Origin of the sequence: Arthrobacter caoxuetaonis, from assembly GCF_023921125.1 — a bacterium.
Taxonomy (GTDB): domain Bacteria; phylum Actinomycetota; class Actinomycetes; order Actinomycetales; family Micrococcaceae; genus Arthrobacter_B; species Arthrobacter_B caoxuetaonis.
This window is the reverse complement of record NZ_CP099466.1, coordinates 1,253,209-1,276,552: the sequence shown is the minus strand read 5'-3', so window position 1 is coordinate 1,276,552 and position 23,344 is coordinate 1,253,209. Positions and strand designations below refer to the sequence as shown.

The 23,344-nt window shown below is 65.2% G+C and carries 21 protein-coding genes and 3 tRNA genes; 5 read left to right on the top strand and 19 right to left on the bottom strand.

Annotated features, from left to right (window positions below; genetic code table 11):
* Window positions 1–31 precede the first annotated feature (31 nt).
* From NF551_RS05745 to NF551_RS05730, 4 genes are read left to right on the top strand one after another with little or no spacing between them, the layout of a single operon-like run.
* Window positions 32–1,228 carry a sensor histidine kinase gene (locus NF551_RS05745; protein ID WP_227894849.1) on the top strand — a complete coding sequence of 399 codons (1,197 nt, stop codon included), beginning with the start codon at window positions 32–34 and terminating at the stop codon, window positions 1,226–1,228.
* 37 nt (window positions 1,229–1,265) lie between these two features.
* A complete protein-coding gene (locus NF551_RS05740) occupies window positions 1,266–1,988 on the top strand; it encodes a LytR/AlgR family response regulator transcription factor (RefSeq protein WP_227895326.1) in 723 nt (240 codons plus the stop codon).
* Window positions 1,985–2,362, top strand: coding sequence for a DUF485 domain-containing protein (locus tag NF551_RS05735; RefSeq protein ID WP_227894850.1), 378 nt, complete (start codon window positions 1,985–1,987; stop codon window positions 2,360–2,362). The genes NF551_RS05740 and NF551_RS05735 overlap by 4 nt, the downstream gene beginning before the upstream one ends.
* Window positions 2,363–2,368: 6 nt before the next feature.
* Complete coding sequence (locus tag NF551_RS05730; protein WP_227894851.1) at window positions 2,369–3,862, top strand: sodium/solute symporter; 1,494 nt, start codon at window positions 2,369–2,371, stop codon at window positions 3,860–3,862.
* A gap of 64 nt (window positions 3,863–3,926) precedes the next feature.
* On the opposite strand, the gene NF551_RS05725 is transcribed toward NF551_RS05730, so the two are convergent.
* The 6 genes from NF551_RS05725 to rpsB form a co-directional block, all read right to left on the bottom strand.
* Complete coding sequence (locus NF551_RS05725; protein WP_423721373.1) at window positions 3,927–4,505, bottom strand: DivIVA domain-containing protein; 579 nt, start codon at window positions 4,503–4,505, stop codon at window positions 3,927–3,929.
* A gap of 111 nt (window positions 4,506–4,616) precedes the next feature.
* On the bottom strand, window positions 4,617–5,567 hold the full coding sequence (locus NF551_RS05720; RefSeq protein ID WP_227894853.1) for a phosphatidate cytidylyltransferase: 951 nt from the start codon (window positions 5,565–5,567) through the stop codon (window positions 4,617–4,619).
* Window positions 5,567–6,124 (bottom strand): ribosome recycling factor, encoded by a 558-nt coding sequence (gene frr / locus NF551_RS05715; RefSeq protein ID WP_227894854.1) that lies wholly within the window; start codon window positions 6,122–6,124, stop codon window positions 5,567–5,569. The genes NF551_RS05720 and frr overlap by 1 nt, the downstream gene beginning before the upstream one ends.
* 138 nt (window positions 6,125–6,262) lie before the next feature.
* Window positions 6,263–6,994: a UMP kinase gene (pyrH, locus tag NF551_RS05710; RefSeq protein WP_227894855.1), complete on the bottom strand. Its 732-nt coding sequence runs from the start codon at window positions 6,992–6,994 to the stop codon at window positions 6,263–6,265.
* 156 nt (window positions 6,995–7,150) lie between these two features.
* On the bottom strand, window positions 7,151–7,990 hold the full coding sequence (gene tsf, locus NF551_RS05705) for a translation elongation factor Ts (protein WP_227894856.1): 840 nt from the start codon (window positions 7,988–7,990) through the stop codon (window positions 7,151–7,153).
* A 138-nt stretch (window positions 7,991–8,128) separates the two neighbouring features.
* Window positions 8,129–9,004, bottom strand: a complete 876-nt coding sequence (gene rpsB, locus NF551_RS05700; protein ID WP_227894857.1) for a 30S ribosomal protein S2 — start codon at window positions 9,002–9,004, stop codon at window positions 8,129–8,131.
* Window positions 9,005–9,477: 473 nt separating this feature from the next.
* On the opposite strand from rpsB, the gene NF551_RS05695 reads away from it, so the two are divergent.
* Window positions 9,478–10,050: a murein hydrolase activator EnvC family protein gene (locus NF551_RS05695; RefSeq protein WP_227894858.1), complete on the top strand. Its 573-nt coding sequence runs from the start codon at window positions 9,478–9,480 to the stop codon at window positions 10,048–10,050.
* On the opposite strand, the gene NF551_RS05690 is transcribed toward NF551_RS05695, so the two are convergent.
* The 13 genes from NF551_RS05690 to dusB all read right to left on the bottom strand — a co-directional run bounded on the left by NF551_RS05690 (window position 10,047) and on the right by dusB (window position 23,262).
* Window positions 10,047–11,231, bottom strand: coding sequence for an acyl-CoA dehydrogenase family protein (locus tag NF551_RS05690; RefSeq protein ID WP_227894859.1), 1,185 nt, complete (start codon window positions 11,229–11,231; stop codon window positions 10,047–10,049). The two genes, NF551_RS05695 and NF551_RS05690, sit on opposite strands and share 4 nt — an antisense overlap.
* A gap of 155 nt (window positions 11,232–11,386) precedes the next feature.
* Window positions 11,387–11,460, bottom strand: a tRNA-Ile gene (locus NF551_RS05685).
* Window positions 11,461–11,544: 84 nt separating this feature from the next.
* The gene (locus tag NF551_RS05680) at window positions 11,545–12,741 is read right to left on the bottom strand and encodes a glycosyltransferase (RefSeq protein WP_227894860.1); all 1,197 of its coding nucleotides are present in this window, start codon (window positions 12,739–12,741) and stop codon (window positions 11,545–11,547) included.
* 45 nt (window positions 12,742–12,786) lie between these two features.
* On the bottom strand, window positions 12,787–13,719 hold the full coding sequence (locus NF551_RS05675) for a DMT family transporter (RefSeq protein ID WP_227894861.1): 933 nt from the start codon (window positions 13,717–13,719) through the stop codon (window positions 12,787–12,789).
* Between the two features lie 39 nt (window positions 13,720–13,758).
* On the bottom strand, window positions 13,759–14,391 hold the full coding sequence (locus NF551_RS05670; RefSeq protein ID WP_227894862.1) for a CDP-alcohol phosphatidyltransferase family protein: 633 nt from the start codon (window positions 14,389–14,391) through the stop codon (window positions 13,759–13,761).
* 35 nt (window positions 14,392–14,426) lie between these two features.
* Complete coding sequence (locus tag NF551_RS05665; RefSeq protein ID WP_227894863.1) at window positions 14,427–15,239, bottom strand: phage holin family protein; 813 nt, start codon at window positions 15,237–15,239, stop codon at window positions 14,427–14,429.
* Window positions 15,240–15,345: 106 nt separating this feature from the next.
* Entirely contained in the window at window positions 15,346–16,734 is a 1,389-nt protein-coding gene (locus NF551_RS05660; RefSeq protein ID WP_227894864.1) for a sugar porter family MFS transporter, read from the bottom strand.
* Between the two features lie 247 nt (window positions 16,735–16,981).
* Window positions 16,982–18,142, bottom strand: coding sequence for an NAD(P)-dependent malic enzyme (locus tag NF551_RS05655; RefSeq protein ID WP_227894865.1), 1,161 nt, complete (start codon window positions 18,140–18,142; stop codon window positions 16,982–16,984).
* A gap of 272 nt (window positions 18,143–18,414) precedes the next feature.
* A tRNA-Asn gene (locus NF551_RS05650) sits at window positions 18,415–18,490 on the bottom strand.
* Between the two features lie 128 nt (window positions 18,491–18,618).
* A tRNA-Asn gene (locus NF551_RS05645) sits at window positions 18,619–18,691 on the bottom strand.
* A 116-nt stretch (window positions 18,692–18,807) separates the two neighbouring features.
* Window positions 18,808–20,763 carry a DNA primase gene (dnaG, locus tag NF551_RS05640; RefSeq protein ID WP_227894866.1) on the bottom strand — a complete coding sequence of 652 codons (1,956 nt, stop codon included), beginning with the start codon at window positions 20,761–20,763 and terminating at the stop codon, window positions 18,808–18,810.
* A 36-nt stretch (window positions 20,764–20,799) separates the two neighbouring features.
* Window positions 20,800–22,083 carry a deoxyguanosinetriphosphate triphosphohydrolase gene (locus NF551_RS05635; RefSeq protein ID WP_227894867.1) on the bottom strand — a complete coding sequence of 428 codons (1,284 nt, stop codon included), beginning with the start codon at window positions 22,081–22,083 and terminating at the stop codon, window positions 20,800–20,802.
* 6 nt (window positions 22,084–22,089) lie between these two features.
* Window positions 22,090–23,262 carry a tRNA dihydrouridine synthase DusB gene (dusB, locus tag NF551_RS05630; protein WP_227894868.1) on the bottom strand — a complete coding sequence of 391 codons (1,173 nt, stop codon included), beginning with the start codon at window positions 23,260–23,262 and terminating at the stop codon, window positions 22,090–22,092.
* Window positions 23,263–23,344 lie beyond the last annotated feature (82 nt).

Sequence of the window (23,344 nt, the reverse complement as noted above, 5' to 3'; positions counted from 1 at the left end):
GCGCTCCCCTTCAGTGGGTAGTCTGGTGGGCATGCCTGCAGCCGTCGACGTCGCCCTGGTCTGCGCCATTGCCGTGCTGACCCTCGCCGCCGTGGCCGCTTTGGGGTACCGCCTGAGCCGTTCCCAGCGCGACCTGGGGTCCGACGCCGAACGCGCCGCGTACGCGACGCTGCACACGGCGTCGCTCGCCTCCCGCCACCTGCGGTCCGGGCTTACTCCGGCCGGGGCATCGCGGGCCAGCCGGCACCTGCGCGGGCTGCTGCGCTGCGAGACGCTGCTCATGACCGACACCGCTGCCGTGCTGGCGTGGGAGGGATCGCTGGCGGACACACCCCAGCGCCGTGAGCGCGTACTGCTCGCGGCCCGTTCCGTGCAGGACAGCGGCCGCACGAAGGTCTTCCGCGGTCCGGCGCTGCGGGCTCTGGGGCTGGACGACGGCGGCCAGCTGCTGATCTGCCCGCTGCGGGTCAACGGTGCCGCCGCGGGAACCCTGGGGATCTTCGCCCCGACGATCAGCGCCGGATTGATCCGGGCCACGAATGACGTAGCCGACTGGGTGGCTGCCCAGGTGGAGCTGGCCGAACTGGACACCTCCCGCGCCCTGCTCATGGAAGCGGAGGTGAAGGCCCTGCGTGCGCAGATCAGCCCGCACTTCATTTACAACTCGCTCAACGCGATTGCTTCCTACATCAACACCGACCCGGCGCGTGCCCGGGAACTGGTGGTCGAGTTTGCCGATTTCACCCGGTACTCCTTCCGGCGGCACGGGGATTTCACCACGCTCGCCGAAGAGCTGACGTCAATCGACCGCTATCTGCTGCTGGAACGGGCCCGCTTCGGCGACCGGCTGAAGGTTTCCCTGCAGATCAGCCCCGAGGTCCTGGGCACTGTCATTCCGTTCCTCTCCCTGCAGCCGCTGGTGGAGAACTCGGTCCGGCACGGGCTGGAAGCCCTGGAAAGCGACGGCCACATTACTATCTCCGCACGGGACGCCGGCGCGATGGCCGAAATAACCGTCGAGGACAACGGCGTGGGCATGGATCCGCAGAAGCTGCGCACCCTGCTGGCCGGGCACGCCGACGGCGACCACGTGGGCCTGCGGAACGTCGACGTCCGCCTGCGCCAGCTGTACGGCGACGCGCACGGCCTGGTGATCGACACAGCCGTCGGGGCCGGAACCCTCATCACCATGAGAATCCCCAAGTCGCAGCCCGAACACCGGACCTGAACAAAGTAGTCTGTCTTCCATGCCGAAATCCGCAAAGCTGCTGAACGTGGTGGTGGCCGACGACGAAGCGCCGGCCGTAGAAGAGCTGGCCTTCCTGCTGGGCCGGGACACCCGTATCGGCACGGTGCACCGGGCCTCCAGCGGAGCCCAGGCACTGCACGCGATCGAGACCGCTGACATCGACGCTGTCTTCCTGGACATCCACATGCCTGCCCTGTCCGGGCTGGACATCGCACGGGCACTGTCCCGCAAGGAGCGGCCGCCGGCCGTCGTCTTTGTCACCGCCGATGAAGACCACGCCCTGGATGCCTTCGAACTCGCCGCCCTGGATTACCTCCTGAAGCCGGTCCGTCCGGAGCGGCTCACCGAGTCGGTGCGGCGCATCTGCGAGACGCTGGCCGGGACGGAGGCCGACGACGGCGACGTCGTCACCGTGGTGCAGGGCGCCACGACCCGAATGATCCGGCGCGAGGACATCCGCTATGTGCAGGCCCAGGGCGACTACGCCCGCCTCCACACAGCCGATGCCAGCTACCTGGTGCGGATTCCCCTGGCCGAGCTGGAGACCCAGTGGGCGGACGCCGGGTTCCTGCGCATCCACCGCTCCTATTTGGTGGCCCGGCACCAGATCCGCCAGGTCAGGCTGTCCGCCGGGCGGGCGAGCATCCGGATCGGTTCCGAAGAACTGCCGGTGAGCCGGCGGCACCTGCCCACCGTCCGAAGCACCCTGGCCTCCGGCCGGGTCAGGCCGTCTGCATGAACAGCGCGAACCTTCCGCAGCGGGTACGGGTCACGGCTCCGCGCGCCCCGGGCGCGGCTCCGGCCGTTTTCCCGGTGGCCCGGGAACTCGACGAGCAGTCCGAGGTCGGCGAGGTATTCCTGTCATCCCTGATCCGGTCCCAGCTGAGGCTGGCACTGGTGGTGGCCGGCGGTTTCGGCCTGATCATGGTGGGCGTACCCCTGCTGCTGGCAGCAGTACCCCAGCTCAGCGCCGTCGAGATATTCGACATCCCTGTCCCGTGGCTGCTGCTGGGCCTGGGCGTCTATCCGCTCGTAATCGTCAGCGGCGCCCTTTATGTCCGAAGCGCCAACCGGAACGAAAAACGTTTCCAGGACCTGCTCGATGAAGGCTAGGACGGCGTGAGCTGGGAGGTAAGTCCCGGCGTTGGCTATGCCGCCTTAGCTGCGGTGACGGCAGCAACCCTGCTGATCGGCGCCTATGGTCTCCGCATTTCCCGCACCACCGGCGACTTCTATGTGGCGTCCCGGACGGTCAAGCCCTGGTGGAACGCTTCGGCCATCGGCGGGGAGTACCTCTCCGCCGCAAGCTTCCTGGGTGTCGCCGGCCTGGTGCTGGTTTCCGGCGCGGACGCGCTCTGGTTCCCCATCGGCTACACCGCCGGATACCTGATGCTGCTCCTGTTCGTTGCCGCACCGCTGCGCCGCTCAGGCGCCTATACCGTGCCGGACTTCGCCCGGGCCCGGCTGGATTCCGTGGCGGTCCGCCGGGTCACCAGCCTGCTGGTCGTGGCAGTGGGCTGGCTGTACATCGTCCCCCAGCTGCACGGCGCCGCCCTCACCGTCGGGCTGACGACCGGGCTGCCGGGCTGGGCCGGTTCCGTCGCTGTCGTGGTGATCGTGTGCCTCAGCGTGCTGAGCGGCGGGATGCGCTCCATCACCTTCGTGCAGGCTTTCCAGTACTGGCTGAAGCTCGTGGCACTGGCGGTGCCGGTGCTGTTCATCCTGTTCCGGCTGGGGGCCGACGGCGTCTCCTGGACCGGGGACGGCGCTGCCTTTGACACCGGCGCCGTCACCGCCACGGAAATGGCCGATTCGGTGTACCGCAATATTTCCCTGAGCATTGCGCTGCTGTGCGGAACACTGGGCCTGCCGCACGTGCTGGTGCGGTTCTATACCAACCCAGACGGTGTTTCGGCCCGCCGGACCACCCTGATCGTGCTGGGACTGCTGTCGGTCTTTTATCTCTTCCCCACGCTTTACGGGGTCCTGGGCCGGATCTACCTGCCCGAACTGGCCTCGGAGGGCTCGGCCGATGCGACGGTGCTGCTGCTCCCGGCACGGATTTTTGACGGAGCCCTCGGCGACCTGCTGGCGGCATTCGTGACAGCAGGCGCTTTCGCAGCGTTCCTCTCCACAAGCAGCGGGCTGATTGTGTCCCTGGCCGGAGTCATCAGCCAGGAGTTCTTCCGCGGGAGCATCAGCGGCTTCCGGACCGCAACCCTGATGGCAGCAGCGGTCCCGCTGGGGATCGCGCTGCTGACCAATACACAGGCGCTGGCGGGCAGTGTCGGGATGGTGTTTGCGTTCACGGCGTCGACCCTGTGCCCCCTGTTGCTGCTGGGAATCTGGTGGCGGCGCCTCACCGCGCCCGGTGCTGTTGCGGGAATGCTCACCGGAGCCTTGCTCTGCGGCGGGGCGATTATTGCGGGCGGCCTGTTTTCGGTCTCGGGTACGGCTGTGCCCGTCTGGCTGGAGCAGCCGGCGGCGTGGACCGTGCCGGCAGCGTTCGCCGTGATGGTCGGCGTCTCGGTGCGGACTGCCGGGGCGGTGCCCGGTGGAACGTCGCGGTTCCTGGCCAGGATCCACACCCCGGAGCGAATCTTCCGCTCCTGATCCCTCTCCCACACAATTCGAGATAGCAGTTTCTGCTATCTCGCTTGGCGGGAGGAAAGGGTTCCTAGTCGATCGCGGCCATGAGTTCGACGACACGGTCCAGGAACGCATCCACCTGCGTCTCCTCGTAACCTGCCTCGCCCTTGGCCTCGCGGAACACCGCGCGGCGCACCACGTCCACGCTCAGCGGCTTGTCGTGTTCAAAATAGCCGAGCAGCTCGTTGCAGAGGGCGTCGACGTCGCGCACGTTGTAGCTGGGGGCCCGCTTCTTGGAGGGACGGCGGAACCGCTCCCCCGGCTTGCGGTGCAGGCGCGCCCGCAGCACCGCTGAGGTTCGGCCAATCTGGATCAGCCAGGCCTCCTCGCCCTTCTCCTGGATGAGGCGGTCTCGCTCACGCTGGGCGAAGACATCTTCGAGCCGGTCCAGGGCGGCGTCGACGGCCTGGGCTTCGTAGCCTCCCTTGGCGGGATCGAAGGCCATGGAACGGACGTGGCGGCTGGTAATGACCTTTGCTCCCGGGGTCTCGGCATTGTAGTAATTGCGGGCTTTGGTCAGGAATTCGTCGACCTGGCGGACGTTGTAGCCGTACTCCCTGCGGCTCACACGCTCAAAGGGGGCACTGGCCTGCCTCACATCGTTCATGTTCAACTCATCCTTTGGTGTCAAGTCTTCATTCCGCCGCGGGATGCGGGACCGTCGGAAACATCTTACGTGGAGGCAGTGCCTGGAACCGCCAGGACTCCCCGGGAACGGCTACATTGCTACCGGGACAAGGAGTACCGAGAGCAGGAAAACCACCGGAGAGGCGAAAACAACCGAGTCTAGCCGGTCCATGACGCCGCCGTGGCCGGGCAGCAGGTTGGACATGTCCTTCACACCGAGCTCGCGCTTGATCATGGACTCGGAGAAATCGCCGGCTGTCGCCGCAGCGACGGTGGCCACGGCAAGTACCAGTCCGAACCACCACGGCTGGTCCAGGAGGAACACGGAGGTCAGGATGCCCACGACGGTGGCGCCGGCCACAGAACCGGCGAAGCCCTCCCAGGATTTCTTTGGACTGATCTTCGGAGCCATCGGATGCTTGCCCGCAAGGGCACCCACCAGATAACCGCAGGTGTCATTAGCCACCACCAGCAGCAGCAGAACCGCCACGCGGATGTATCCCTCAGGCTCGCGGAAAAGCAGCAGTGCAAAACTGAGCAGGAACGGCACCCACAGGATCACGAAGATACCGGCCAGGATGCTGCGAAGCGCGTCCTGGGCAGTGTCGATCGTGCGCCAGAGCAGGATGGCGATGCCGGTTCCGGCAAGCGCGAAGGCAAGCGCCTCCGTCCCGCCGAAATAGGCAGCCAGCGGCACGGCGATGGAACCAACGAGCACCGGCACCTGCGGCACCTTGATCCCGCGTACTTCCAGCGCGCGGGATACTTCCCACACACCCACGGCCGAAAACACCGCCGCGATGGCCGCGATGGCCAGGGGGCTGTAAAGCAGGCCTACCAGCAAACCGCCAAGCAGTACGACGCCGACGCCGATGGCAGCGGGCAGGTTGCGTCCCGCCCTGGACGGTTTTTTCGCCGGCTTGGCGCCCTGTCTGAGGGCCCTCCGGCTGCCTGGATCATTCATGTCCGCGCCCTTCGCTGCCGGGCCGGCCTCAAGGGACGCGGAACCGCCAGCCTGGGTTGAAGGCTGGGAGTGGCTCATCAGACCTCTAGCAGCTCGGCTTCCTTGCGCTTAAGCAGCTCATCGATTGACTCAGTGTGAGCCTTCGTCATGGCGTCAAGATCCTTTTCGGCGCGGGCACCGTCGTCTTCGCCGATCTCTCCGTCCTTGACCAGCCGGTCAAGTGCATCCTTGGCCTTGCGGCGGATGTTGCGGATCGACACCTTGGCGTCCTCACCCTTGCTCCGGACGATCTTGACGTACTCCTTGCGGCGGTCCTGCGTGAGTTCGGGCATCACGACGCGGATGACCTTGCCGTCGTTGGACGGATTGGCGCCAACCTCGGAGTCGCTCAGGGCACGCTCGATGGCCCGCAGGGCGGTTACGTCATAGGGCGTGATGAGAAGGGTACGGGCGTCCGGCGTCGCAAAGGAGGCGAGCTGCTGGAGCTGTGTCGGGGAACCGTAGTAATCCACAAGCACCCGGGAGAAGAGCGCCGGATTGGCACGCCCGGTGCGGATGGTCGAGAAGTCCTCCTTGGCAACCTCCACAGCCTTGTCCATCTTGTCGGCTGCCTCTTTCAAGGTCTCTTCGATCACGGTGTCTCCTCAATACGGAAAAGTCCGCGCAAATGGCGCGGTTGGGCTCTAGTACCATCCTAACCCGGGCGGCTCCCGGCCCGCGCACCTGCGCGGATGCACGCAAGGGCCGTGCCGGGAGCCGGGGAGGAAGCCGTCCTAGTTGGAAACGACCGTCCCGATGTTCTCGCCGCGGATGGCGCGGGTCACGTTGCCTTCGCCCTCCATGCCGAAGACAACCATGGAAAGGTTATTGTCCTTGCACATGGTCATGGCGGTCTGGTCCATGACGCGGATGTCCTGGCGCAGGGCATCGTCATAGGTGAGGGTATCCAGGCGCTTGGCGCTGGGATCCTTGTTGGGGTCGGCGGTGTAGACGCCGTCTACACCCGACTTTGCCATGAGGACTTCGTCTGCGTGCACTTCAAGGGCCCTCTGGGCGGCAACTGTGTCAGTGGAGAAGTACGGCAGGCCGGCACCGGCGCCAAAGATGACGACGCGACCCTTCTCCAGGTGCCTGATGGCACGCCGCGGAATGTAGGCCTCTGCCACCTGACCCATGGTGATGGCACTCTGGACGCGGGTCTCCACGCCTGCCTGCTCGAGGAAGTCCTGGAGCGCCAGGCAGTTCATGACGGTTCCCAGCATGCCCATGTAGTCAGCGCGGGAACGGTCCATGCCGCTCTGGGACAGCTCGGCGCCTCGGAAGAAGTTGCCTCCCCCGACCACGATGGCAGTCTCGACTTCGCCTACGGTGGCCGCAATCTGTTTGGCGACGGAGCGTACCGTTTCCGGGTCCACGCCCAGCTTGCCTCCGCCGAACACCTCGCCGGAGAGCTTGAGCAGCACGCGGCGGCGCGGAGCTTCGGTTTCTGTCAGGGCGTGGTCCATGGTGCCTCCCGGGGCAGACTGGTGAAACGAAGTAAACGTGTCAGCTGTTTTCAAGATTAGTGAGGGGTTTCGGACAGGCAAAAGGGGCGGCCACCTTTCGGTGGCCACCCCCTCTGTGCATCATTGGTCAGCTCAGAGCCTGCGCCGGATTAATGCTTAGGCGCCGACGCGGAACCGGGCGAAGGCGGTCGGCTTGACGCCGGCCTCTTCAAGCACGGCTGCAACGGTCTTCTTGGAGTCCTTCGCGAAGGGCTGGTCCAGAAGCACGATCTCCTTGAAGAAGCCGGTGAGGCGTCCTTCAACGATCTTCGGCAGCGCGGCCTCGGGCTTGCCCTCGGCGCGTGCGGACTCGTCAGCGATGCGGCGTTCGTTCTCTACGATGTCCGAGGGAACTTCGTCCCGGGTCAGGTAGGTCGGAGCGTAAGCAGCGGTGTGGACTGCGACGTCGTGGGCCGCAGTGAAGGCGTCGTCACCTTCGCCGTCAACAGCGAAGAGCACGCCGACCTGTGCCGGAAGGTCCTTGGAAGTCTTGTGCAGGTACGCGTCGACGGTCTTGCCTTCGATGCGTGCCACGCGGCGGACAACAACCTTTTCGCCCAGGATCGCGCCTTCTTCAACGACGACCTCGGACAGCGGCTTGCCGTCGACCTCGAAGGCCAGCAGGGACTCGGCGTCAGCTGCGCCGGACTCCACGGCTGCGGCGAGGACGCGGTCAGCCAGTTCGATGAACTTGGCGGACTTGGCAACGAAGTCAGTCTCGCAGTTCAGTTCGACCATGACGCCGACGGTTCCGTCGATGACCTTGGCAGCAACCAGGCCCTCGGCAGTGGAACGGCCTTCGCGCTTGGTAGCGCCCTTCAGGCCCTTGATGCGGATGAGCTCCATGGCCTTGTCGGCATCGCCGTTGGCCTCGTCGAGAGCCTTCTTCACATCCATCATGCCGGCGCCGGTGCGCTCGCGCAGAGCCTTGATATCAGCAGCGGTGTAGTTCGCCATTTGGACTCCAGTCCTCCCGTAATAAAAGTATTGGTGCATTTCCACCTGTACGGCGGGCCGGGTATCCGGCCCGCCGTACAGGCGAAGGTCCTAAGACGGCAGCAGCACCAGGGCCGCTGCCGTCACAGGGAAATCGAGTTACTTTGCTTCTTCAGCGGGAGCTTCGGCGGCGGGAGCCTCCGGAGCAGCCTCAGCGGCCGGAGCTTCAGCAGCGGCTTCAGCGGCCGGAGCCTCTTCAGCGGCCGGAGCAGCTGCGCCTTCGAGCAGTTCGCGCTCCCACTCAGCCAGCGGCTCAGCCGGGGCTTCGGTGTTGCCGGACTTGTTGTGGCGGACGATCAGGCCCTCAGCAACGGCGTCGGCGATAACGCGGGTCAGCAGGTTGACGGAGCGGATGGCGTCGTCGTTGCCCGGGATCGGGAAGTCGACGTCGTCCGGATCGCAGTTGCTGTCGAGGATGGCGACAACCGGGATGTTCAGCTTCTTGGCCTCGTCAACGGCGAGGTGTTCCTTCTGGGTGTCCACGATCCAGACCACGGACGGAGCCTTGGTCAGGTTGCGGATGCCGCCCAGGTTGGATTCCAGCTTGGTCAGCTCACGCTTGAGGAGCAGGAGCTCCTTCTTGGTGTGGCCGGACGCAGCGACGTCGTCGAAGTTGATCTCTTCGAGTTCCTTCATGCGCTGGATCCGCTTGGCGACGGTCTGGAAGTTGGTGAGCATGCCGCCGAGCCAGCGCTGGTTCACGTAGGGCTGGCCAACGCGGGTGGCCTGCTCTGCGATGGCTTCCTGAGCCTGCTTCTTCGTGCCGACGAACAGCACGGTTCCGCCGTGGGCAACAGTGGCCTTGACGAACTCGTAAGCGCGGTCGATGTAGGACAGCGACTGCTGCAGGTCAATGATGTAGATGCCGTTGCGCTCGGTGAAGATGAAGCGCTTCATCTTCGGGTTCCAACGGCGGGTCTGGTGACCAAAGTGAACGCCGCTGTCGAGCAGCTGGCGCATGGTAACGACGGGCATGTCGTCACTCCTTCCGGCAGCGTGCGGCGACGAAGCGCGCACGGAAAGCTGCCTATTGACGGTTGATAGAAGCACCCGGCGGGTGCTGCTCCTGGTGCCCATCAGCTGCAGGATTGTTCTCCGGCGGCGTGCGTCCCGTTCCGGTGTTTGGCCGGACCGAAGGAACGCACCCATTTTCCCTGTTTCGGGGAGCGTGGATAGTTGGGGCACGCGTAGTCAGCGTGCTGAACGTAAGCCTGGTCCCTATCGGCACACCAGATCATCCGTGATCCGCTGCTGGAGCGGGGGTGGGATGGCCTGTGCGGGCAGGAAGGATCAGCGCGCAGCAAACTGCTTCGTCAAGTGTACTACAGCGAAGGGGCCCCGACTGCCGCTCCTCCCCCGCCCGTTCCTGCCGCTGGCGGGGGCGGAATCTGTCCACAACGGCAGGTCTCGCAGGCTCCGGCACCGCAGCTTCCGCGAGACTCGGGACCATGACCAGACTCCGAAGGGCAACCCCCCTGCGTGCCGCCGTCCTGCTCCTGCTCATGGTCGCGGCACTGGCCGCTGCCCCTTGGCCGGGAGCGGCAGTTCCAGCGCCGGGGGCCCTGGCCGCGTGGCAGTGGCCGGTTACACCGCAGCCCGACGTCGTCCGCGGCTTCGACAAACCTGCCCAGCGCTGGCTGGCCGGGCACCGCGGCGTGGACCTCGCCGCGGCCGGCGGAACTGCTGTCCGCAGTCCGGCCGGCGGCACGGTCCGCTTTGCCGGACACGTCGTGGACCGGCCAGTGCTGACTGTCGATCACGGGGGCGGCCTGGTCAGCAGCTTCGAGCCCGTGGCCTCGACGCTGTCTCCGGGTGAAGCTGTGGCGGCCGGGCAGACCGTGGGGCTGCTGGACGTCCGGCCCCCTGCCCTGGACCCGCCCGGAACGAAGCAGCCGCACTGCCCCGGCAGCTGTCTGCATTGGGGAGTGCGGCTGGACGGGGAGTATGTGGACCCCCTGCGCTTTATCCTGGACCGGCGGCCGAGCATCCTGCTTCCGCTGCCCGCCGGTCCCGGATCCTAGACGAACGCTGCGATTCCGGTGATGGCGCGCCCGGTGACGAGCGTGTTGATTTCGTACGTTCCCTCGTAGGAGTAGATGGCTTCGGCGTCTGCGAAGACCTTGGCCATGCCGTAGTCAGTGACGATTCCGTTGCCGCCGAGGATACTGCGGCCCAGTGCCACGGATTCACGCATCCGGGCAGTGGTAAAGGCCTTGGCAAGGGCTGACTGCTCATCCTTGGCGCGGCCCTCGTCCTCGAGCTGCGCCAGGCGGACCATCATGCCCATCGAGCTGACCGTGTTGCCCAGGATCTGCACCAGCTGCTCCTGCACAAGCTGGAACGATGCCAGCGGCTTGCCGAACTGCTCGCGCTGCACGGCGTAGCGGCGTGCGACGTCGAACGCGGCCATCTGCTGGCCAACGGCCTGCCAGGCAACGGCCAGGCGTGTGACCTTCAGGACCTTGTTCGTGTCCCGGAAGCTGTTGGCGCCCTTGAGGTGGAAGTCGTCGCTGACGACGACGTTGTCGAGGACAATATCGGCGTTCTGGACGGTGCGCAGGGCGATCTTGTTCTCGATCTTGGTTGCCGAATAGCCTTCGGTCTTGGTGTCGACCAGGAAGCCCTTGACCTGGTTGTCGGCTTCGTCGCGTGCGTAGATCACAACCCAGTCGGAGAACGTGGCGTTGCCGATCCAGCGCTTCGCACCGTTGAGCACCCAGTTCCCGCCTTCCCTACGGGCCGTGGTGCGGGTTCCGCCGGCAACGTCGGAGCCGCCCAGCGGCTCGGTCAGGCCGAAAGCGCCAATTTTCTTCATCGAGTAGATGTCCGGAAGCCAGGCATCCTTCTGCTCCTGAGAAGCCAGCGCTTCGATGGAACCGGTGAACAGTCCGTCGTGCACGCCCATGAAGGTGGCGAACGAGGTGTCTGCGCGGGTGAACTCCGCATGGCACAGCCCGGCGAAGAGGTTGGAATAGCCCTGCCGGTAGACCGGGGACACCACATCCAGTTCAGCCAGCTTCGGAATCATGTGGAAGGGGAACTCCCCGGCATTCCACCAGTCGTTGGCGTACGGCTTCACTTCGGCGCTGAGCCAGCTCCGAACCTCATGCAGGCGGTCGCGCTCCTTGTCGCTGAGCAGGTCTTCGAATGCATAGAAGTCGCCGTCCGCGTACGGGAGGTTATCGACGTCGATAGTTGCCATGAAATGTCCTTCGCTGGTCTTCGGGCGTCCGGGCGATGAAGCCGGCTGCCCTTATGTTACCCACCAGTAACATCGAAGCACAATCCCCCTTGGGGACTGCTTTAACAGCGAAGCACCCCGGCACGGGGCCGGGGTGCTTCATCTGCTGACACGGGTAGGGCTGGTGGGGCTTGAACCCACGACCCACGGATTATGAGTCCGCTGCTCTGACCGGCTGAGCTACAGCCCCGCGTGCTCCTGTCCGGGACAGGAAGTACTGCCATCCTAAGGGGCGGCAGGCCCGGTGGCCGAATTGGCTTCCGGCCCCGGGAACCTAGCCGGGGAAGGCGGTGTCGCCTTCGCCCCGGTAGAGCTTCTCAAATGTCGCAAGGGTCCCTTCGAGGCTGTGCGGCTCGACCATGGCCCGGCTGTGCCGTCCCATCTGCTCCCGCTCACTGTCCGGAAGCGAGAGGATCTCCGTGATCCGGCCGGCCAGTTCCGAGCTGTCCCCCGGCTGGAAGAGATAGCCGTTCCGGCCGTGTTCGACCAGGTGCGGCAGCGCCATGGCGTCAGCCAGCAGCACCGGAGTGGAGGCAGACATCGCTTCCAGCGTGACCAGGGACTGCAGTTCGGCGGTTCCCGGCATGCAGAAAAGGTCCGCGCGCAGGTAGGCCTGGCGCAGCTCCTCGTCGTCCACCAGGCCGCGGAAGACAACCCTGTCCTGGAGCCCCAGCCGTGTTGCCTGGGCGATCAGCGCCTGCTTCACTTCTCCGCCGCCGACGATCTCGGCGTGCAGGTTCAGCTCGCGGGGAGTCTTGGCGACGGCGTCGATCAGCACGTCGACATGTTTTTCTTCAGCGAGGCGTCCGACGAACAGGATGGTCGGGTGATCCGGCCGCTGGATTTCTTCGCCGTCCTGCAGCTCGTAGGCCGAGGCATCGATGCCATTGGAAAGCGGCAGTACGTCAGGCAGGGACGCATATTCCGTCATGGCCTTGGCAGCGAGCGGGGTGGGAGTGGTGACGACGTGCGCGCGGCCCATGACCTTGCCCATGTCGCGCCACGAGTTCCGGGCCACGATCTGCTTGAACCACGTCGGGAACGGCAGGAACGGATCCAGGTTTTCGGGCATGAAGTGGTTCGTCGCAACAACGCGGATTCCACGTTTGCGGGCCTCGTAGAGGGTGTACTCGCCGACCATGTAGTGGCACTGGACGTGGACGACGTCCGGCTTGATGCGGTCAAGCAGCAGGGATATGTGCTTCTTGATTTCCCACGGCAGGCAAATCCGCCAGTACTCGTGCGTGGGCACTCCGTGGGAACGAAGCCGGTGCACTGCCCAGGGGCCGTCCGTTTCCGAATGGCTCGGGCCGCTGCCGGGGCTTGGTGCCAGGACGTGGACGTCGTGGCCGCGGCCGTGCATGCCCTGGGCCAGGCGGAAGCCGAACTGGGCCGCACCGTTCAGGTGCGGTGGGTAGGTGTCACAGGCGATCAGGATAGTCAGCGGTTTTTCTGCCGGTTCCTCGGTCACGAAAGTATTCCTCTATTGGGTTCGGTCTAACGGTTTGGGTGCGCGTCAGGGCTTGCGGTTGCCGGCCGGCTTCGATGCCGAAGGTCTTTGGCGCCGCTTCTGGGCTGCCCTGCGTTTGATGACGTCCGGATGGTACCGGGACAGGGCGACCACCCCAACAATAGCAACCAGGGCGCAGACTCCCATCCCCACGGCCAGCACGGCGGGAACATCGGGACGGAGTTCATTCAGGACCCCAATGCCGATCGCGATCCCCACCATTGGGTCGATCACCGTCAGTCCGGCGATCACCAGGTCCGGAGGACCGCTGGAATAGGCACTTTGCACGAACCAGGCACCGAGTCCCCCCGCCACCACGATCCCGGCGACCGTGTACCACGGCACGTTGAGCAGGAAGCGTCCGTTGGGGTCCAGCAGGTCGGCCGCGATCGTTTTGGTGAGAACGGCAACGAAACCGAAGAGGATGCCGGCTCCGAGGATGTGAGCGATCGCGCCGAGCCGCTTGCCGAACAGCAGGTTCAGGAGGGCGAAGAAGGAAACCACGACGGCGAGAATCATCACGATCGTGATTTCCTGCCGGGGTTCGACAACTTGGTCGGTTCTCGTCGCGCCGACGGCAAGGGTCACGAACAGCATGCTCCCGGCGACACAGGCGATGATCGAAACGACAGTGACCCGGTTCAGCCGAAGACCCTGGTCCCGTGAGTTCACGATGGTGGTGATGACCAGTGCCAGCGAGCCAATGGGCTGCACGACTGTCAGGGGCGCCATTGCCAGCGCGGCGACGTTCAGTCCCATGCCGATCCCCAGCAGGAGCAGGCCGAACAGCCAGCGCGGGTTCCGGAGCAGCCTCACGAAGCCTGAGGAATTAAGGTCCAGCCCGCCGGTGTCGGCGCTGACCGCGCTGCCCTGGCGCTGGGCGCCGAAGGCCAGGAAGAAGGCGCTGGCCAGGGCGCAGGCGATGGCGATGCCGGTCATGGAACCCGGCCCGGGTCGCTGGGAAGTGTGCTGCCGCCGTCAGGACGCATGCGGTGTCCTGACGGGCACGGCGTTTTGCAGCCTGTATTTCCGCCAGGAGGCCCGCATGTAGCCGGCAAAGGCTGCGATGTGTCCGGCACAACCAGTGGCAAGCACGATGTTCCCGACGATGATCAGCCACTCGTACCCGAAGCCCGGGACTCTTTGGAGCAGGAGCATCGGAGCGCCGATGAGCAGCAGCGCGGTCCTGATCTTCCCGATGTTGCTCACCGGAAGGTTCGGGCTCCCGCCGAAGAGTATGAGGGAGTTCGCAATGAGGATCAGATCCGGGATGACAATCGTCCAGACGAGCCAGGACGGAGCAATCTGGTCGACGACGAATACGATCGCCACGATGATCAGGGCCAGCCGGTCAGCAACGGGGTCGAGCCATTTGCCCGTCCGTGACACCTGGTCCAGCCTCCGTGCGAGGTAGCCGTCTACCCAGTCCGTGGAACCGATAATGACCAGTGTGACAAAGGCCGGACCGTAGCTGTCCCTGGCGATAAACCAGACAAAAAGTGGTACGCCAAGGAAGCGGAGGATGGTGATCAGGTTTGGAAGGGTCCAGAACGTATCAAGGACCCTTTCCCCCCGGCCCGGACGGGAACCGGCGCCGATGAGCTTGATCACGGTGTGGCTTCCTCTGCCTTTCTGTACAAAACGCGCTATTTACGCATCAGCCTGCGGAGGAGGATTCCCATGGCGACCAGTGACGCGCCGAGCACCGCAAGCGGCTGCTTGCGCTCGCGCAGCATGGTGCCGATCTCGTCGGCGGTGCCCCTCGTTCCGTCGGGTGAAGCCGTTCCGTCCGCGGATGTGCTGCCAGGCCGGCGGCGCGAGGCCGAGCGGCGGGCCTTGAGGTCAGACATCTGCTTTTTGACGTCGGCCTTTTCGCCGAGCCCGTCACGCACGGCAGCCATGTGCTCGCGGCGCTGGCGCAGCCGGATGCGCAGCTCTTCGGGAGTGGGCTTGTGGACGGCGTCCTCGGGTTTCTCCTGCTTGCCCTTGCCTTCGTCCTTGGGTTTGGGCTGCTTCGGTGCGTCCAGGGTGGCCGGATCGAAGCTGCGGCCCTCCTTCAGGACGCCAAGGTCATAGCGGACTCCGCGAAGAGCATCTTCGGGCAGCAGCGGCATGGTCTTCTTGAAACGCGAAATACCTACCAGCGCGGCAACCCCGGCGATCACCAGGAAAAGCGCGGCGACCAGGAGGGCGGCCAGCCAGGCGGGCATCACTGTTGCCAGCCCCAGGATGGCTGCGGCGATCAGGGCAACGCCAAGCGCGGCCAGGCACAGGAGAGCCGCAACCATAAAACCGGCTGCGATCCCGGCTTTGATGCCCTTCTGCTTCATTTCCGCCAGCGCAAGGGCCAGTTCGTCGCTGATTTGCCGCGGAAGCAGGCGTGCCATGACCTTGGAGAGTCCAACCAGCGATGAGCTTCCGTTTGCCCGTTGGGTCCTGGTGCTTGCGGAGCTGTTCATCGGCCCTGCCTCCGTCTGCTCGTTACTGTTCGCCGTTGCCATTACCCAAAATTACCATTCTCCTCAGATTTCACGGGTTTCCGTATGTGCCGTCCAGACACTCCAGTCACAACTTGTCGCGGTCTTCCTCAAGTTCGCGTCCGGACAGCTCGGGAAGTTTTGTCTTCACGAACCAGAACGAGACAACGGCAAAGATCGTAAAGATGGCGTACATAATCCACAACCCGAAGTTTTCGCTGACCCACGGGAAGGAAAGGGTCACAATGAAATTGAAGATCCAGTTCACCATGGTGCTCAGCCCAAGGGCCAGTGACCTGATGCTATTCGGGAAAATCTCGCCCAGGGTCACCCACATGACCGGACCCCACGTCGCCGCGAAGAAGACCACGAAAAGGTTGGCACCGATCAGGGCAATAGCGCCCCACGGCTGGGGCAGCAAGATTTCTCCGCTGCTGTCATCGGCTTGGAAGAAGGAGACTGTTGCGGCCAGCAAACCGATGAACATGCCAACCGAACCGACCATCAGCAGCTTGCGGCGGCCTACCCTGTCGACGAATGCGATGGCCACGATCGTCATCAGCACGTTGACGACCGAGGTGATCACCGACGTCGTGAAGGAATCGGATTCGCTGAAGCCCACCGACTGCCACAGCGTCGTCGAGTAGTAGAAGATCGCATTGATGCCGACCAGCTGCTGCAGTGCGGCAATGGCCATGCCCACCCAGAGAATCGGCTTCAGGCCCAGCATGCTCCCGCGCAGGTCGGCGTAGGTCGCACGTTCCTCATGCTCAAAACTGGCCCGGATTTCAGCGATCTTTTTGTCTGTGTCCCGGACGCCGGTGATGTCCCGCAGCACCCTTGCTGCTTCCGGGTCACGGTTTTTGCGCACCAGATACTGGGGAGATTCGGGGATCGTCAAAGCGAGAAGCCCATAAACGATCGCCGGAAAGACACCGACCAGCAGCATCCAGCGCCAGGCTGCCATCCCCCACCACAGCTCGTTGAACGCGCTGCCCGCAGTGTTGGCCAGGAAGGCGTCTGACAGCAGGGCCGCGAAAATGCCCAGCGTAATGGCGAGCTGCTGCACCGACCCCAAGGCTCCGCGCCACTTGGCCGGTGCGACCTCCGCAATGTACCCCGGCGCGATGACGGAGGCGGTCCCGATGGCCAGGCCACCGATCAGCCGCCACAGCATCAGGTCCCAGACGCTGAAGGCCCAGGCCGAGCCGATGGAGTTGGCGGCGAAAAGGACAGCGGCGGACACCATCACGGTCTTACGGCCAATGCGGTCCGCCAGCTGGCCGGCGAACCAGGCACCGATAGCGCAGCCCAGCAAGGTGATGGCAACAGTAAAGCCCAGCACTCCCGCGCTGAGATTGAAGTCCCCGCCGATCGCATCGACGGCCCCGTTGATGACAGCGGTGTCAAAGCCGAACAGCAGGCCGCCAACTGCGGCAGCCACGGTAACCGCTATGACTTTGGCAGGGTGCGACACATCCCCTGCGCTTCCTTGGCTGGGCCCTGCCTGACTTGCACCCATTGGATCCCTCGGCTCTCCTAGTGCGCGGAAATAACCAATAAAGCTTACTCCAACAGTAAGCATGCTTTGTGTTGCTGGGAACTGCGGCGCCGCTTTCGGGCCGGCGGGTGCAGGCCGGATGAATCAGGTGGAGATGCCTGTGGAATAAGAAAGCGGACGTGCCCCGGATTCCCGGGGCACGTCCGCCTGTGTCGAGTGAGTCTTAGCCGGCCGCCGACGCAACCGCGGCTGCCACGGCCGGCGCAACGCGGGGGTCCAGCGGGCTCGGAACGATGTGGTCTGCTGCGAGCTCGTCCCCCACCAGGTCCGCGATGGCTTTGGCTGCCGCGACCTTCATGGCGGAGGTGATGCGCCGCGCACCGCTGTCCAGTGCTCCGCGGAAGACACCGGGGAAGGCCAGGACGTTGTTGATCTGGTTCGGGAAGTCACTGCGTCCGGTCGCCACTACCGACGCGTACCGGGCGGCGACGTCAGGGTGCACTTCGGGGTCCGGGTTGGACAGGGCGAAGATCACAGCTTCCGGAGCCATCGTTGCCAGGATCTCTTCCGGCACGGTTCCCGAGGACACTCCAATGAAAACGTCCGCGCCGGTGAGGGCTTCTGCGGCGCCGCCTTCCACGTTCCGCGGGTTGGTCCGCGAGGCGAGGTCCCCCTTGGCTCCTTCGAGGTTCCGTCCAGCGGTCAGGATTCCCTTGGAGTCCAAGACCACGACGTCGGTGACACCGGCCTCCAGCAGGATGTTGGCGCAGGCTACTCCCGCAGCGCCGGCGCCGGAGATGACAACCCGGAGTCCGCCCATGTCACGGCCGGTAACCCGAGCGGCGTTGGTCAGGGCAGCCAGGACCACGATGGCGGTGCCGTGCTGGTCGTCATGCATCACGGGGCAGTCCAGCGCCTCGATCAGCCGCTTCTCCAGTTCGAAGCACCGGGGAGCAGAGATGTCTTCCAGGTTGACCGCCCCGAAGCTGGGACGCAGGCGGACCAGGGTCTCGATGATCTCGTCCACGTCGGTGGTGTCCAGGACCAGGGGAATGGAGTTCAGCCCGGCGAATGTCTTGAAGAGAGCGGATTTTCCTTCCATGACCGGAAGGGAAGCAGCGGCGCCGATGTTCCCCAGGCCCAGGACGGCCGTGCCGTCGCTGACCACTGCGACCAGCCGCGAGGCCCACGTGTGGGTGGCAGCCATGCCGGCATCAGCGGCGATCCCGCGGCTGACCTGGGCGACGCCCGGTGTGTAGGCGATGGACAGGGCACGGGTAGAATCCAGCGGCTGCTTCGTCTCGACGGAGAGCTTTCCGCCATCGTGTGCGGCAAAGATTTCTTCGCTGGAAATGGCTGTGGCTGGGGCAAAAGTGGACGTCATGGGAGAGCTCCTGATGAAGGACCGAAAAAGGCCGCGTCTGCGCCGGCTGGATCAGCGGCCGCAGCGTATGCGGAGGGAACGGAACAGTAGGGTTCCGGTGCGGGCATCAGGATAGTTGCGCCCTTGCCGCTGCGGCACCGGACTGCGGATGGGTCCAGTGCACTTTGAAGCGGCAGAGAACCAGTGTAGCCACGGCCGGGAGGAAATCCGTAATGGAACACGGGAAAAGAGAAGAACCCCGCAGGGCACACGGCCCGGCGGGGTTCTTCAGGTGGCTCCCCCGACTGGACTCGAACCAGTAACCCTTCGATTAACAGTCGAATGCTCTGCCAATTGAGCTACGGGGGAAAGCGGCGACATTCAGTCTACAGGATGTTGCGGCTGTCACCGAACCGCTCATCCTGCCTTCCCGGCGCCGTCCGACGGACAGGAAGAAGGCTCCTAACCTGCATTTCTACAGGTCAGGAGCCCATTTGCTCCCCCGACTGGACTCGAACCAGTAACCCTTCGATTAACAGTCGAATGCTCTGCCAATTGAGCTACGGGGGAAAGCGCGACTATTACTCTACAGACGATCCGCCGAGAAACGAAATCCGTTTCGTCCCCGGTGCGGCTGGGCCCGGAGCCTGCCTGAACGCAGCCCGGACACCGGCGGACAGACCCGGTTATTGGATTTCGCGCAAGGCCCGGCGCTGCATCTCCAGTTCCATCAGTTCACGGTTGAGCTGCTGGAAGAGGGCCGGATCAGCATTGGGATCCAGCCGCTGGAGCTGGCCCAGTTTCTCCGCTTTCAGGTGCGTCACCTGGAGCTCGAACAGGCGGTTGAGGATGTCCCGGCAGTACAGGGCCAGCGCGTCCGCATCCCGTGCGGGGATCGGGGTCACGGCAAGTTCGCTGACAAACCCGCGCAGAGCGTCTGGCAGCTCCTGGCGCACCTGCTCCACCCAGGCGGCAGCGGAGGCCGGGACGACCCCGGCCGCGCGAATTGCATTGTGCACGGCGAGATAGGCCGGGACAGTGAACCGAGCCGCTTTGAACCGTTCCCACTGGCCCTCGTCGAGCATGCCGGGCTGCTGAAGGACAACTTCCAGCGACTGGCGTTCCATCCTGGCCGCAGGATCGTTGGGGTCTGGGCGGGCGAAGGCGGGCTGCGGCTGCGGGGCTCCCTGCCCGTCGTCCTGGCCGTGGCCGTACTGCTGGGGGCCGGGGCGGTGCTGCGTGCGCTCGTTCGCTCCGTCGTTCCCGCCGCCCTGGTTACCGGGCGCACCGGTCCGCGCCCCCTCGCGCAGGCGTTTGGCGGCCGCGTTGACCGCCCGCAGGACATCATCGACTTCACTGCCCAGCCAGCCGGCGAGTTCACGGGCGTAGGCGGGGCGCATGGCTGGGTCACGGATTTCCGCGACTACCGGCGCAGCGGCCCGCAGCGCCGAGATCCGCCCTTCCACAGTGTTGAGGTCGAACTTCGCCAGCGTGGACCGGATCGCGAACTCGAACAGGGGGCGCCGGGACCGGATAAGTTCCGCAACAGCTGCGTCACCCTTCTGCTGCCGGATGTCGCAGGGGTCCATGCCGTTCGGATCCACCGCCACGAAGGTCTGTGCCGTGAAGCGCTGGTCCTCCTCGAACGCCCGGAGTGCGGCCTTCTGCCCCGCCGCATCACCGTCGAAGGTAAAGATGACCTCTCCCCCGGTGCCGTCGTCGGAGAGCAGCCTGCGCGCGATCTTGATGTGGTCGGTGCCGAAGGCGGTGCCGCAGGTAGCGACGGCGGTGGTGATGCCGGCAAGGTGGCACGCCATGACGTCTGTATAGCCTTCCACGACCACGAGCTGGCGGTCCTTGGCGATGGACCGCTTGGCGAGGTCGATGCCGTACAGGACCTGGGATTTCTTGTAGAGCGGGGTTTCGGGGGTGTTGAGGTATTTGGGGCCCTGGTCGTCCTCGTACAGCTTGCGTGCGCCGAAACCGATCACGGCGCCGGTCAGGTCGCGGATGGGCCAGATGAGCCGGCCGCGGAACCGGTCGTAGAAGCGGGAGGCGTCGGAGCCGGTGGAGAACATCCCGGTCTGCGCCAGTTCTTCACGCGTGAAGCCCTTGCCGGTGAGGTGCTTGAGCAGGGAGTCCCAGCCCTGCGGGGCGTAGCCCACACCAAAGTGTTCGGCGGCTGCCGGGTCAAAGCCCCGCTCGGCCAGGAAACCCCGGGCGGCGGCCGCCCCGGAGGTGATGAGCTGGGCGCGGAAGAACTCCGCGGCAACCTTGTGGGCGTCCAGGAGGCGCTGGCGCTTGCCGACGTCTTCCCGGCGGGGGCCGGTGCCGCCGTCTTCGTAGTGCAGCTCGTAGCCCAGGCGGGCGGCCAGTTTTTCCACGGTTTCGGAGAAGGATCCGTGTTCCATCTTCTGCACGAAGGAGATCACGTCGCCGCTCTCGCCGCAGCCGAAGCAGTGGTAGGTGCCTACCTGGGGGCGGACATGGAAGGACGGCGAGCGTTCGTCGTGGAAGGGGCACAGACCCTTGAAGGAGCCAATTCCGGCGGACTTAAGCGTGACATACCCGTCCACAACCGCCTTGATGTCGGTCCGGGAACGTACTTCATCAATGTCTTCGCGTTTAATCAGGCCGGCCATGGTTCTACCTTATTCCCCGGGACCAAACCCGGATTCCTACCAGAGCGCGGGAACGGGACCGACCAGGCGTTCGTGGAGTGCCAGTGCCGAGCCGTCGGTGAGCGAAGCGACCTGGTCAATGACCACGCGCAGCCGGGCGCCGTCGTCGGGCGCTTCGCGCCAATCGGCGGCGAACATCGGCTCCAGGTGGCGGTCACCCGTGGCCGAAAGCTGGGCCACCAGGTTCGTCAGGACCTCACGCTGGCGTTCGTAGAGCGGCTGGCGCTGGTCCGTGGTCATCACGAACGTCGTGGCCAGGCCCTTCATCACGGCGATCTCAAGCTGGGTTTCCTCCGGAACCACCATTGCGGCGTTGTACCGGGTGAGCGGGTCCGGCCCGTAGATCTCCCGGGTCGCGTCCATGGCACTGGAACAGAACCGGCCGATCAGCTGGCTGGTCATGTCCTTCAGGGCCGCCATGGACCGGCGGCTGCCGTCGGCTTCCCGGACCCAGACAGCTTCCGCTTCAAGCCGTGCCAGCGCCTCGTCGACAGCCGCGGCTTCAGCCGTGGGCACGTACCACTGCTGCGTGTATCCGATCACGCGGGCCCGCTGGTCGGGGTTGTCCAGCCACTTCAGCTGAACGTGGCCGGCCACGATGGCGTCCTCGACGTCGTGCACGGAGTACGAAATATCATCGGCCAGGTCCATGACCTGGGCTTCCAAGCAGGAGCGGCCGGCCGGAGCGCCGTCACGCAGCCAGGTGAAGACCGGGAGGTCGTCCTCGTAGACGCCGAATTTGGTGGTGCGGTGTCCGTTGACCAAGGGGGCGTCGACGGCGGACCACGGGTACTTGCAGGCCGCGTCCAGGCTGGCGCGGGTCAGGTTGAGCCCGGCCGGCGATCCGTCCGCGGCAATGATTTTGGGTTCCAGCCGGGTCAGGAGCCGCAGCGTCTGGGCGTTGCCTTCGAAGCCTCCGATGGCATGGGCGATGTCATTCAGGGCCGTTTCGCCGTTGTGCCCGAAGGGCGGGTGCCCCAGATCGTGGGACAGGCAGGCGGCGTCGACGACGTCGGGATCGCAGCCCAGCGCATTTCCGAGTTCACGGCCCACCTGGGCCACCTCCAGGCTATGGGTCAGCCGGGTGCGCACGAAGTCGTCCGTGTCCGGAGCGACCACCTGTGTCTTGGCCCCCAGCCTCCGCAGCGCCGATGAATGCAGCACCCGGGCACGGTCGCGCCCGAACTGGGTGCGGTGGGTGCTCTTGGCCGGTTCGGCTACCCAGCGGGCCAGGTCGACGTCGGTGTAGCCGGCAATGCGGAAAACCTGCGGGAGGGTCATGGATTCTTAGCCACCTGATACATCGAGTTCGGCTGCCGCAATGATGGCTTTCTGGGCGGGGTTCAGTTCCCGGCCGTCCAGCCAGCCTTCCGGCAGGGCTGTCTTCTTGGGTGTGCCTGCCCGGCCGCGGGGACCTTCGGCATCCGCGCCCGGATAGGGAGCGGTGGGGTCCAGCTGGGCCAAAAGTTCGCGGAGAACCTCCAGGGAAGGCACTGTTGCCAGCTTAGCCCGCAGGTCTCCCCCCACCACGTAGCCCTTGAAGTACCAGGCCATGTGCTTGCGGATGTCCCGCAGGGCGATCATCTCGTTGCCGAAGGTCTCCACCAGAAGTTCGGCGTGCCGGTAAACGCTGTCGGCGACTTCCTGCAATCCGGGGCGGTGGCGCTCATCGCTGCCTTCGAAAGCTGCCTGCAGGTCGGCGAAGAGCCAGGGCCGGCCCTGGCATCCGCGGCCAATGACGACCCCGTCCACCCCCGTCTGCTCGACCATGGCGATCGCGTCCTCGGCGGACCAGATGTCACCGTTGCCCAGCACCGGCACGTCCGGAAGGGCTTCACGCAGTTCGGCAATGGCATTCCAGTCGGCTTTGCCGGAGTAGAACTGGGAAGCGGTCCGGCCGTGCAGGGTTACGGCCGCAACTCCGGCGTCCCGTGCGATCTTGCCGGCTTCGCGGAAGGTGAGGTGGTCCTCGTCGATGCCTTTGCGCATTTTGATGGTCAGCGGGATGCCGCCCTTGGAGGCTTCCCGGACAGCGGTCTGGACGATCGCGGTAAACAGGTCAAGCTTCCAGGGCAGGGCAGAACCGCCGCCCTTGCGGGTGACCTTGGGGACCGGGCAGCCGAAGTTCAGGTCAATGTGGTCGGCCCGGTCCTCGTCGACGAGGATCCGGATAGCGGCTCCCACTGTCACGGGATCCACGCCGTAGAGCTGGACGGAGCGGATGGCTTCGTCGTCGTCGTGCTCGATGATGCGCATCGACTCCGGGGAACGCTCAACCAGGGCCCGCGACGTCACCATCTCCGTCACGTACAGCCCGCCGCCGTACTCGCGGCACAGCCGGCGGAACGCCTTGTTGGTAATGCCGGCCATGGGGGCCAGGATCACTGGCGTATCCACGGTCAGCCCGCCGAGTTTCAGGGGCGGCAGCTCAAGCCTGGTCTTCTGGGTCGCAACGCTCACTGTCCTATTCTCGCAAGCGGGTGCAAATCCTGCGCACTTTTGGTGCCGGGTGTTGGCTCTCGGGCTTGCTGCCACCAGTTCA

Excerpts from the sequence above, each read along its gene's own strand:
- NF551_RS05690 (WP_227894859.1), bottom strand. The coding sequence starts at position 11,231 with ATGGCAACTATCGACGTCGATAACCTCCCGTACGCGGACGGCGACTTC.
- NF551_RS05635 (WP_227894867.1), bottom strand. The coding sequence starts at position 22,083 with ATGACCCTCCCGCAGGTTTTCCGCATTGCCGGCTACACCGACGTCGAC.
- NF551_RS05735 (WP_227894850.1), top strand. The coding sequence starts at position 1,985 with ATGAACAGCGCGAACCTTCCGCAGCGGGTACGGGTCACGGCTCCGCGC.
- NF551_RS05695 (WP_227894858.1), top strand. The coding sequence starts at position 9,478 with ATGACCAGACTCCGAAGGGCAACCCCCCTGCGTGCCGCCGTCCTGCTC.
- NF551_RS05725 (WP_423721373.1), bottom strand. The coding sequence starts at position 4,505 with ATGAACGATGTGAGGCAGGCCAGTGCCCCCTTTGAGCGTGTGAGCCGC.
- NF551_RS05675 (WP_227894861.1), bottom strand. The coding sequence starts at position 13,719 with ATGACCGGCATCGCCATCGCCTGCGCCCTGGCCAGCGCCTTCTTCCTG.
- NF551_RS05745 (WP_227894849.1), top strand. The coding sequence starts at position 32 with ATGCCTGCAGCCGTCGACGTCGCCCTGGTCTGCGCCATTGCCGTGCTG.
- pyrH (WP_227894855.1), bottom strand. The coding sequence starts at position 6,994 with ATGGACCACGCCCTGACAGAAACCGAAGCTCCGCGCCGCCGCGTGCTG.
- NF551_RS05655 (WP_227894865.1), bottom strand. The coding sequence starts at position 18,142 with ATGACGTCCACTTTTGCCCCAGCCACAGCCATTTCCAGCGAAGAAATC.
- NF551_RS05665 (WP_227894863.1), bottom strand. The coding sequence starts at position 15,239 with ATGAACAGCTCCGCAAGCACCAGGACCCAACGGGCAAACGGAAGCTCA.
- tsf (WP_227894856.1), bottom strand. The coding sequence starts at position 7,990 with ATGGCGAACTACACCGCTGCTGATATCAAGGCTCTGCGCGAGCGCACC.
- NF551_RS05720 (WP_227894853.1), bottom strand. The coding sequence starts at position 5,567 with ATGAGCCACTCCCAGCCTTCAACCCAGGCTGGCGGTTCCGCGTCCCTT.
- rpsB (WP_227894857.1), bottom strand. The coding sequence starts at position 9,004 with ATGCCCGTCGTTACCATGCGCCAGCTGCTCGACAGCGGCGTTCACTTT.
- dnaG (WP_227894866.1), bottom strand. The coding sequence starts at position 20,763 with ATGGCCGGCCTGATTAAACGCGAAGACATTGATGAAGTACGTTCCCGG.